At 43.7% G+C, this 10809-nt stretch carries 11 protein-coding genes and 1 pseudogene; 2 read left to right on the forward strand and 10 right to left on the reverse strand.

All coding sequences use genetic code 11. The features are described 5' to 3' along the window. Positions 1-61: 61 nt before the first annotated feature. The 6 genes from F973_RS06360 to F973_RS15215 all read right to left on the reverse strand — a co-directional run bounded on the left by F973_RS06360 (position 62) and on the right by F973_RS15215 (position 3921). Positions 62-505, reverse strand: coding sequence for a DUF2147 domain-containing protein (locus F973_RS06360; protein ID WP_004760711.1), 444 nt, complete (start codon positions 503-505; stop codon positions 62-64). A gap of 236 nt (positions 506-741) precedes the next feature. Continuing rightward, a complete protein-coding gene (locus tag F973_RS06365; protein WP_034432452.1) occupies positions 742-1185 on the reverse strand; it encodes a DUF2147 domain-containing protein in 444 nt (147 codons plus the stop codon). Positions 1186-1273: 88 nt separating this feature from the next. Next, complete coding sequence (locus F973_RS06370; RefSeq protein WP_004760714.1) at positions 1274-1942, reverse strand: LrgB family protein; 669 nt, start codon at positions 1940-1942, stop codon at positions 1274-1276. Between the two features lie 12 nt (positions 1943-1954). Further along, positions 1955-2317 carry a hypothetical protein gene (locus tag F973_RS06375; RefSeq protein ID WP_004683205.1) on the reverse strand — a complete coding sequence of 121 codons (363 nt, stop codon included), beginning with the start codon at positions 2315-2317 and terminating at the stop codon, positions 1955-1957. Between the two features lie 43 nt (positions 2318-2360). Further along, positions 2361-3707 carry a ribosome rescue GTPase HflX gene (hflX, locus tag F973_RS06380; protein WP_004760716.1) on the reverse strand — a complete coding sequence of 449 codons (1347 nt, stop codon included), beginning with the start codon at positions 3705-3707 and terminating at the stop codon, positions 2361-2363. 73 nt (positions 3708-3780) lie between these two features. Continuing rightward, entirely contained in the window at positions 3781-3921 is a 141-nt protein-coding gene (locus F973_RS15215) for a hypothetical protein (RefSeq protein WP_004760718.1), read from the reverse strand. A gap of 182 nt (positions 3922-4103) precedes the next feature. On the opposite strand from F973_RS15215, the gene F973_RS06385 reads away from it, so the two are divergent. Further along, positions 4104-4934: a lysophospholipid acyltransferase family protein gene (locus F973_RS06385; RefSeq protein ID WP_004760720.1), complete on the forward strand. Its 831-nt coding sequence runs from the start codon at positions 4104-4106 to the stop codon at positions 4932-4934. Here the strand turns inward: F973_RS06385 and F973_RS06390 are convergent. Further along, positions 4927-6489, reverse strand: coding sequence for a phospholipase D family protein (locus F973_RS06390; RefSeq protein ID WP_416201893.1), 1563 nt, complete (start codon positions 6487-6489; stop codon positions 4927-4929). The genes F973_RS06385 and F973_RS06390 overlap by 8 nt on opposite strands. A gap of 156 nt (positions 6490-6645) precedes the next feature. Here F973_RS06390 and F973_RS06395 point away from each other — a divergent pair, with 156 nt between their 5' ends. Beyond that, positions 6646-7668, forward strand: coding sequence for a metallophosphoesterase (locus F973_RS06395; protein WP_004760723.1), 1023 nt, complete (start codon positions 6646-6648; stop codon positions 7666-7668). Between the two features lie 50 nt (positions 7669-7718). Here the strand turns inward: F973_RS06395 and F973_RS06400 are convergent, their stop codons facing one another. From F973_RS06400 to F973_RS06410, 3 genes and pseudogenes are all read right to left on the reverse strand, one after another. Next, positions 7719-8198: an outer membrane lipoprotein YfiB gene (locus F973_RS06400; RefSeq protein ID WP_004760724.1), complete on the reverse strand. Its 480-nt coding sequence runs from the start codon at positions 8196-8198 to the stop codon at positions 7719-7721. Between the two features lie 8 nt (positions 8199-8206). After that, a pseudogene (locus tag F973_RS06405) lies at positions 8207-9405 on the reverse strand (diguanylate cyclase domain-containing protein). 5 nt (positions 9406-9410) lie between these two features. After that, entirely contained in the window at positions 9411-9887 is a 477-nt protein-coding gene (locus tag F973_RS06410) for a regulatory sequestration protein YfiR (protein ID WP_004760730.1), read from the reverse strand. Positions 9888-10809 lie beyond the last annotated feature (922 nt).

Raw genomic sequence — 10809 nt, forward strand, 5'->3', positions numbered from 1 at the left:
AAAAAAATAGCCCTGTCATGCAGGGCTATTTTTTATTGTCCAAGTCTTTATTGTTCAAGGTTTAATTGACTCGAATCCAGATCTGGCTGCGTCCCAATACAGAAACCCCGACATAGCCCCGTAGATGTAGGCGTTGTCCATTTGAGCTGAGTTTTGCTGCCAGACTATATACACGGCCAGTATTGGGGTCGAGAATTCGTCCACCTGTATAGGTGAGGTCTCTCTTGTGCTTAAGCTTGGTAATTACATTTAAACCGACAATCGGTTTGTTGGTATAAGGGGCAGGGCAGCCCGTACAGAACTCTTTCGGTGTGTAACCTGTACGTGGGGTGATTTTGGTTATTTTGCCTGTATAGGTGCCATCCGCTTCCTGGGTAATTTCGACCTGGCCTTTAGGTGCACCTGTGACGTCATCAATACTTTGCCAAATACCCGTAATATCTTGAGCAAAGGTCAGTTGGCCAAGACCAAATAACACAAAAAAGGTAATGAGTTTTGAGTACATGCTTAAGCCTCCTTGCTGCCTATCATTGTTTTTCTATTATTTCGGATTTCTAATAATAGATTCAATCATTATTTTACAATTGTTTGCTTTTTTTTAATAATTGAAATTTCAATGAATTTTTGAGGATTTAAGAAAAAACCACTTCGCTTTGAATGACAACGAAGCGGCTTTTTTTGATGAAACCGTGATCAAAAATGATCAAATATAAGATGGTGGGTGCATTACAGCATTATTGCTTATTCAGCGCGAATCCAGATCTGGTTACGGCCTAATGCAGATATACCCAGATAGCCGCGCAAGTGCAGGCGTTTACCATTTGAGCTTAACTTGGCTTTCATGCTGTAGAGCTTGCCTGTATTTGGATCAAGAATACGGCCACTAGTATAGTTAAGGCCATCTGTGGACTTTAGGCCTGTCAGCACATCCATGCCAATAATAGGTTTGTTGGTATAAGGTGGTGGACAGTCTACACAGGTTTCCTTTGGAGTATAGCCCGCACGAGGGGTGACTTTGACGATTTTACCCACATAGGTGTCATTTTCTTTACGAATCTCAACGAGTCCTTTAGGTGCACCTGTTTTGTCATCAATCGTCTGCCAAAGACCCGTAATGTCTTCCGCAAAAGAAAAGCTACTGACTGCTGATAAGAGGAATGCACCTATAAATTGTTTGCCTTTCATCATTAAAAAATCCTTTTAACGTTTGATACTCTATTATGTAGGATATTTGACAACTAGTTCAATCTTTATGTGATATTTGCTGCAAATTTTAAGACAAAGATAAAATAAAAGTGGGTAGCCAGATGGCTGTGAACACCCCATTTACCGCCATGCCAAATGCGGCATAACGACCCGTGACAGGACCACGCTGCCATGCCTGTGCCGTGCCAATGGCATGGGCCGCCAGACCCAGCGCCAGGCCAGAGGCACGTTCATCATGGATATGTTTTAAGATCCACGGTGAAAAGGCCGCTCCAATCACACCTGATAAGATCACAATTAGAGAAACCATCATCAACGGGGCATGTAGCAGTGTGGCAATGTTAAGTGCAATCGGTGTGGTCACCGCACGTGTGGCAAAGGCCATGATGGTCGGTTCAGACATGTGCAGTAAATAAGCAAGTCCCATTGGCAGGGCAACCGCACTGATGCTGGCAAAACATAAAATCCCGATCATGGACTTGATGGGCAAGTCATCGTAGCGCATGGCAGCTAAAGGAATGGCTAGGGCAACCGTAACATAACCAAGCAAGTGATTAAACACATTATTGACGTTGTTCATGTAGTGTTCATAGGGAATGCCGAGGATTGCCAGTAATCCAATCACGATAAACATGGCAAACACAATGAGGGGAATTTGTGGAACCCTTTTATTTAGTGGTTTTGCAAGCAGATAGCTGATCAGGGTGAGCACCAAGCCATAAATAACCATCAACATAAATAAAGGCCTCTATAACCAGCGTTTTGCCATTTTGGCGTAAATCCATAAGGGCAATAAGGTACTTAGGGTGAGCACAAACAGAAACACAGGAATTTCCTTGCCCAGATGAACCAGCATGATCAGCGAGCCTGCACAAATCGGCAGAAACGCAAATGCGCTTTCTTTCATGATTTTATTGTTGGTATCAATCAGGCGGTTGGAGATTTTTTTAAACCGCCTCCAGATCAGCAGGGTGGTGAGTAGCGCAATCAACCCCACCAGATTACCCAGTTCAGGGTGATGAAAGGCTTTGGTGATCAGGACGGCACCCTCACGAAATACGACAATCAATAAAATCGTGCAAAACCAGGCTGACCAATCAATATCTTTCATGTGCTTTTTTACTCTCGTCTATCTGAACGATGTGTAATCATCATTATAGTGATGAATTGTCATTCCGTTCGAATTCTTCCAAAGCCCGCTCGAATAAGGAAGCTTTTTTTCCAAGAATTTCGTCTAATGGTAAATGTGCCTGTTTAATGAGTTGCTCCAGTTTATGAGGGGCGATACAGACCGACAGGTGCAGGTCACCATGATCATCATGGTGTTCAGACTGAATCACGTTTAGGGTATAGAGCTGAGTACGCAGTTTACCGTAGGCTGGTTTCAGCACTAAATCAAAGTGTTGTAACTGGCCCATCAGGCATTGTTGTACCGCCTGACTGAGCAGTTCCAGACCCTGCCCAGAATGTGCCGAAACATAGACACGGTCAGGCTGGTCAGGTGTCTTATAAATGATTTTTGCGGCATCACCGCTCAGGTCGATTTTATTATAGACATGCAAAACTGGGGCATCTGCACCAATTTCCTTAAGTACCGAATCCACCGCTTCAATCTGCTCAGTCATGTTGGGACTGCTGCTGTCAATCACATGCAGCAGCAAGGTTGCTTCCAGCGTTTCTTCCAAAGTGGCCTTGAATGACTCGACTAGATCGTGCTGCAAGTTTCGAACGAATCCAACCGTATCCGCCAGCACAACTGTACCTATGCCATCCCAGTCCAAACGCCGTAAGGTGGGGTCTAGGGTTGCGAACAGTTGGTCGGCAGCATAAACGTCACTTTTTGCCAAGATGTTAAATAAGGTTGATTTTCCCGCATTGGTATATCCCACCAGTGAAATGGTTGGAATCGCCGCTTTTTGACGCGCGGCGCGGCCTTGCAGACGGGTTTGTTGAACCTTAACCAGTTTTTCCTTGAGTTGGGTAATGCGTACCCGAATCAGTCGGCGGTCTGTTTCCAGTTGTGATTCACCTGGCCCACGTAGACCAATGCCCCCTTTTTGCTGTTCCAGATTACCCGTAAAGCCACGAATCAGACGGGTGGACAAATGTTTAAGCTGTGCCAGTTCGACCTGTAGCTTCCCCTCATGGGTGCGGGCACGTAAGGCGAAAATATCCAGAATCAAACCTGTACGGTCAATCACCCGACATTTCAGTACTTTCTCCAGGTTGCGTTCCTGGGCAGGGGAGAGTGAGTGGTCAAAAATCACCAGTTCCGCTTCAAGGTCTTTGACCTGTTCGGCAATTTCATCAACCTTGCCTGAGCCAATAAAGAACTTTGGATCAGGCTTGTTGCGTTGCACCGAAATATGTTCAAGGATTTCAGCACCAGCGGATTGAGCGAGCAATCGGAACTCTTCAGCATCCAGGTCATCAAGCAGTTGTACAGCCACACTGACTAAAATTGCCCGTTCACCACCTTGATGCTGCTCAAAATTTTCCACGCGATCTCATATCTTCGTTGTTGAAGCCTTATTCTAGAATAAACTTAAAGCAAAGGGCAAAGACTAAGTGTCGCTATATGACATTTCGGCGTAAAAGTTCAATAAAACCAATCAATGTTGCCATATACAGGATTGACCAGCCTAAAAACATTCTGAGCGCATAGCCATAAGGAATAGTGGTCTGTGATTCTGATGTGTTGGTATGTGGATTCATCTCATCACCTATAAATCTGTAAATTCGATTTATTTATGGTAATTGATCTGATAAATCATTTAAAATTGAAAAAATTTATCCCCACATTCGTTTTTTATTATGGTCACAACATTTATAAGTGGATATGGGCATGATATAACTTTGCTAATTTAATGCATACATGCATACGGTTTTGATGATTTATGACACAAGAAACACCAGCGCTAAACAACCCGCCATTTAGTTTATTCTCTAAGTTCAGTCTATATAGCAAGAAATTGGCCGCAGGCCTTAAAACGATTGGCGAAGGCTTTTATCTCATCTATCGTCATGGCCTGTATAAAGATCCCAATAATCCTGTAAATACCCGTTATGTGCAGTATTTTTGCCGTCGTTTATGTGAAGTCTTCAATATTGAGGTACAGGTTCATGGTGCCATTCCCCGTGAACCTGCACTTTGGGTCAGCAATCATATTTCATGGCTGGATGTGGCGGTACTGGGTTCAGGTGCCCGTATTTTCTTTCTGGCGAAAGCCGAAGTGGAAAAATGGCCCATTTTGGGAAATCTGGCAAAGGGCGGTGGAACCCTGTTCATTAAACGTGGTTCAGGTGACTCCATTCGGATTCGTGAGCAAATTACCGAGTTTTTAAAACAGGATATTCCCGTGCTGTTTTTCCCTGAGGCTACCACCACAGATGGCACAAAGGTTAAAAAAGTACATGGCAGATTGCTTGGAGCCGCTATTGAGGCCCAGCGACCCGTCCAGATCTGCGTGATTTGCTATGTCAACCAGAATGGTGAGCTGGACATGGTGGCCCCATTTATTGGTGAAATGACTTTTGCGGAGCATGTGCAGCGCGTTCTGGAAATGCCCAAAGTCACGGCCCACCTACTGACATTGCCTGCAGTTCCTGTAACAGGGCATACCGTGGAGACCTTGACCAGGGAAGTTGAGCAGCAAATGCGTGCAGGTTTGCTGGAGTTGCAGCGTAAGGTACTTAAGGTGATGCCAGATGGCACAGAGGCTACATAAATCCCTCGATTGGTAGCCATGAAAGCATCTTGATGCCAGCCCTTTGCCACCATTTCATGCGTGGTTCTTTGGTATAAATAACAGGGCCTTGAGGTGTCTGACGCTGCCAGGTAATTTTCTTGTTGGCATCCAGCACCAGTTTATAGGCATATTTGCTGAGGTTCTCATCCATTGTGGTGTGAACCGCCTGGGCAAGTGGTGGGCTGTTGAGCAGTACACCAATCTCAGTATTGAGATAGGCCGAGCGTGGGTCAAAATTAAACGAACCAATAAAAACCTGTTTTTCATCCAGTGCCATCAATTTGGCATGCAGGCTTGAACGGCTTAAGCCCTTTATGCTGACCTTGGCCTTTTTCGCCAAATCCTCGGTGTTTTTGTCCAGATCATTTTTATTCAGCGCAGGTAAAAATTCATAGAGCTGTACACCATGTTCCAATAAGTTCTGCCGATACTTGCCATAAAACGCATGGACCACCGCGACATCATTGGCCTTGAACGAGTTGGTCAGAACCCGTACCTTAACGCCATCCTTTGCCAAATCGGTCAGCATTTTTGCCCCTTTTTTTTCAGGAACAAAATAGGCTGAAATCAGGTCAACGTTTTTTTCAGGTTGTTCGAGATGCTGAATAAGCTGGAAATTGAGGTGTTCTTTCTTTTTTGCCTTAGACTTGATCTTGTCGGGTGAATCCTTGACCACTTCCGCCTTGACCCAATCCAATTGAATATCCCGACTCATCAGTGAGTCAATGGCCTGAGAGTTGCTGGTTAAATCCAGATAGTTTTGTACGGTAACTCGCTCGTAGTGCTCATCAAGCTGCCGTTTTAAACTTTCATAGCTGAGATGATGGGCACTTTGATTGACCACTTCCTGCACTTTGTAGGCATATTCATGGCTCCAGTATTCATCAAAGGAATGTGAAATATCTTTCACCGCCGTGCCGACCAGCATCACATCAACATCAGAGAACTGGTAGTTGTCACTGACATTGTAATATTGATTGGTCATGTTGCGCCCGCCAATCAGGGCAACCTGATGGTCTGCGATGAAGCTCTTGTTGTGCATGCGTCGGTTGATGCGTTTCAGGTCCAGAATCATGTCGAGCGCACGATATTTCCGAAAGCGATAGGGGTTAAACAGCTTGACTTCAATATTAGGATGCTGTGCCAATGCCAGAAAAATTCCCTCGGTTGATTTGGCATTGTTATCATCAATCAGCAGGCGAATCTTGACGCCACGGTCTGCGGCACGAATCAGCGCATGCAGGGCCAGTGAGCCAACCTTGTCGTTATCCCAGATGTAATACTGTAAATCCAGCCTTTTCTCCGCCTTGTCAATCAGGCTTAGGCGGGTCGCCAGGGCCTCCAGCGGCTCAAACAACACCAGATAACCCGTAAGGTCAGGATGCTGTTCCTGTAGGGGTTGAATGATTTGCGCCAGTGTGGTCTGGGTGGTGTCCACCTGCAAGGTAGTTTCAGGAATGGATTCTATTGTATGTTTGGGTAAGGTGCTGCAACCCGTTACCGTGATCGCAATACTGCAATAAATCGCAAGCATACTTTTATTGTAAGTAGTTGTACTTATTTTTGTATGTTTGTTATTTATACGGGCAGATTGCGTCATAATTATTACTGATTAAAAGTTCGGCTTGAGTATAGCATTTCATCGAAAAATATAAATATGAGATGTGATAATGGCCCTGAGGTGAGGTGAATGAGCTCTGCGCTGTTAAATTCAGATCCAGTTATTTTAGTTTTCTATCTTCTGTTTGTGGTGCTGGCACTGTGGGCACTGATTCAGGCCTGGGTGCATCAGGCGCGCACCGAAACCATCCATCCGTTTAAGGCATTCGTGCATTTGCTGGCTTTTTACCTGTCTTATCTGCTGGTGCCACTTTGGTTTTTTAGCCTCTATGCAGGTTGGTCAGATTACTACACCCCCCACCAAACCATTTTTGTGTTTCTGTTAAGCAGTGTGTTGATCTATGCGCGTTTCATTGAGCCACATCAGGTTCATGTGAAATACCATCAATACCGTTTAAATCCACAGCGTGAATTTACCAAACCTGTGAAAGTGGCATTGGTTGCGGACATGCATGTAGGGTTATTTTCAGGACATGAACGCCAACTCAAAACCATTGTCAAAAAATTAAATCAGGAACAGCCCGATTTTGTTGTGGTGGCTGGAGACTGGACCTATGAACCTGAAAATCGTTTGGTGCAGGAACTGGCAGTATTAAGGGAAATACAAATGCCTGTTTATTCTGTGTCAGGTAACCATGATGAACAGTATCCAGGGCCACCAATCCAGAAACTATTGGCAAAAGCGCTGTCTGAAAACAATGTGATGGATATTGAGGGCAAGATTGTTGAATTTGATGAGTTCCGTCTGGTTGGCATCGGGGATTTATGGGCAGGAAAAGCCAATATGCGTTTTTTACCTGAGTTGCCACAGGATAAGCCGTGGCTGATTTTATCCCATAATCCTGATACGGTGGATATGGTGCCAGAATTGCCAAGCCATCCTCTGATGCTATCTGGACATACACATGGCGGACAAATTGAACTGCCGTGGGTCACCAGCTACATTATGAAACGGGTTTCGATTTTGGGGCACAAAAAAGGCTTTTACTCACATGAACATGCAGATGTATTTGTGACGGTGGGGACGGGGATGGTGGGTGTTCCATTTCGGTTTCGTGTGCCACCCACCATTGATATTATTGAGTTGATATAAATGAAAAAGCTGACTTGAATGAAGTCAGCTTTTTTATGGATTAGACCCTATTATGGAATGATAATAACCGCAACCCTGCGATTGTTGGCACGGTTTTCATCAGACGTATTGGGTACAAATGGCTGGCTTGAACCACGTCCGATCACAGTCAGGTCGTTTGGTTTAAAACCTTGCTGTACAAAAATTGAGGCAACACTTTGGGCACGTTCCTCAGATAGTTTCTGGTTATATTCTGGATGACCAATATCATCGGTATGACCCACAATTTTTAATTTATGCAAATCGTATTTATTTAGTTGTTTTGCCAGTCGGTTAATTTTCTGACCATGTTCAGGCTTAATGTCCGCCTTATTAAAGTCAAACAGCAAACGCTCAGGTAAACCCAGGTTCCAGCCCTCATCGGTAAGGATGAAACCCTCTTTTTTCAACATTTTGACCTGACGATATTTCAGGGGACCAAAACTTAAACAGCCAGCCAATGTTAGGCAAAGTAATGCTATAAATGAAATTCTAATGGTGCGGGTGTACATAGCATGTCCTAAATTTCTGGTTTATAAAGAAACCAATGCGGGTTTAAATTTTTAGCTTTATACATCGCCTGATCGGCCTGCATAATCAGGTCTTCTGGATTTTCTGCAAAATGGGAGAATGCGATACCCAGACTAAAACCAAAATGAATCAATTGACCGTTAAAATCCAAAGGTTCCCTGCAACTTCCCAGCAAGGCTTCGGCAATTGCCTGCAAGTGGTCGGCATGGTGAATGGTATGCAAAATAATTGCAAACTCATCACCACCCAAACGCGCAATAAAGTCCTCATGCCGAAGGACTGTCCTAAACGTTTTGCTATTTCCTTTAAAACCACATCACCTGCGAGATGGCCATACTCATCATTAATGGCCTTAAACTTATTATTGTCGATGAACAATAAGGCCGAGTTGTGGCGGTATTGCGGATTTTCAAAAATAATGACGATTGGGCATACCTGTCAACTGGTCGTGATGAACCTGAAATGAAAGCTGGTGATTTTCTTTTTGAAGATGGGTATGCCAAACCTGAATCTCTTCCAGTAATTCATTAAATACGGTATTTAAGTTTTGAAACTCTTTAATATGGTTATTGGGGAACCGTAAATTATATGCCTTTTGGTCACTTACCAGTTGGGCGATATGTGTTAATGGCTTGATTGCCTGCATAATCTGGCGATAGGTTAGGTTCACTGACCATAACAACGCAATCACAATGAAGACCATTGAAATGGCCAGACCAATAATGATGGTGATGAGAAAATGCAGAATATTCTCAGAGCTACCATAGAGTACCAATTCGCCCACTTTTTTCTTGTGATGCACAACCCTCAATCGAACAGGGTCATGCAAAAACCATTTGTCTAATAAGCCTTGCAGCAAAGTGGTACGGGCAATTTTCTTGGTACTTTCTGCCAGTAGCTGGTCTTGTGGATCATAGACGTGGATGCTGCGGATTGCATGCTCAGTCGTGTAATCATCCAGTATTTGGTCAATTGCCCTTTATCGCGGAAAACCACAGCAGGTTGAATCCGTTAAAGCACAGTCTGGCTAAGTAACTGTAGATTCTGCTTCGCGTAAGTTTCCATGGTAAACATGGAGATGGTGGCAAAGGTAAATGAACAGATCACAAAGGTAATCGCAAAAATCGTAAACTGTGATTTACGGAACAGCACATGTAATGAAGTGGACTGATATAAATTCGAAATCACGTTAACTACTCCGCATTCTTTGCCAGGATCAAGACGCGAGGGTCGATGTGAACTTTGGAATAACTTAAAGCATCCAAATTAACCTTAAAGGTAGAAAAAGTTTTTTTATGATATAAACAGAAAATACTGCCGACTTCACAGTCAGGGTTATTGGTACTCAATGACAGCAAAGATCGGGATGGATAGGCTTGAATCAAGCTTTGCTGCTGCTGAGGTATTGTTGTAGAAAAATAAGCAACATGGCACTCTGCCTTGGCAAAGTCTTTGGCTGTTACAGCCTGTACCTGATAATCATAGCTGAGCTCTTTAATACTGGTCTGGAATTGTACGGCTGCATCAGGGTTGTCAATGACACAAATGGTGGGTCGGGTTGTATTCGACCATTTACTATAACTTAATATTGTTGGGGCAAGTTCATAAAAGTTATGGTTTGAAATGGCGTAGCAAATCTGGCTCACAGTAATAGATACCGCAAACAACATAAATCGTGCTTTTGTCATTACAAACCGTATTTTCAATCAAAAGTGCCAAAAAGTGTGAAGCAAGAATACATATACTACTGGACTTGATTGTTTAAAAAAAGTTCTTAATCCAAAAGAAAAAACCACAAAAACCAATCGAGATGTTTAAAAATCACTCACTTAAATAAAATAACTGAAAAAAGCCCTTGCACCTGCCCTGAAATGCTGTAGAATGCCACTCATCGGCGGTGATGCAGATAAAAACTTGTTGAGAAACAAGGGTTTGGCTAAAGTGGTTAGATTCTTGGGTTGATTGATAAGTTTTAAAAATATCGAAATTGCCTGTTGACTTTAAAGAGATTTAGGGTAACATAGCCGACCTAGCTTGATGATGACGAATCATTGAGAAGATCATTAAGAGAATAGAAGAACAACTTGTGTGGATTTTTACTGATTGATTGATCGATATATTATCATTGATTGAATGGTAGAAATTACTCGAAGTTTATTTGAGCGAATTTTTAGTCAGAAAATTGATGAGCCAGATTTGGTGCTTAGAATAAAGCACAAATGATATTAAACTGAAGAGTTTGATCATGGCTCAGATTGAACGCTGGCGGCAGGCTTAACACATGCAAGTCGAGCGGGGATTGGGTGCTTGCACCTAATCTTAGCGGCGGACGGGTGAGTAATGCTTAGGAATCTGCCATTTAGTGGGGGACAACATTCCGAAAGGGATGCTAATACCGCATACGCCCTACGGGGGAAAGCAGGGGATCTTCGGACCTTGCGCTAAATGATGAGCCTAAGTCGGATTAGCTAGTTGGTGGGGTAAAGGCCTACCAAGGCGACGATCTGTAGCGGGTCTGAGAGGATGATCCGCCACACTGGGACTGAGACACGGCCCAGACTCCTACGGGAGGCAGCAGTGGGGAATATTGGA

Origin of the sequence: Acinetobacter sp. CIP 102129 (genome assembly GCF_000368305.1) — a bacterium.
Lineage (GTDB): Bacteria > Pseudomonadota > Gammaproteobacteria > Pseudomonadales > Moraxellaceae > Acinetobacter > Acinetobacter parvus.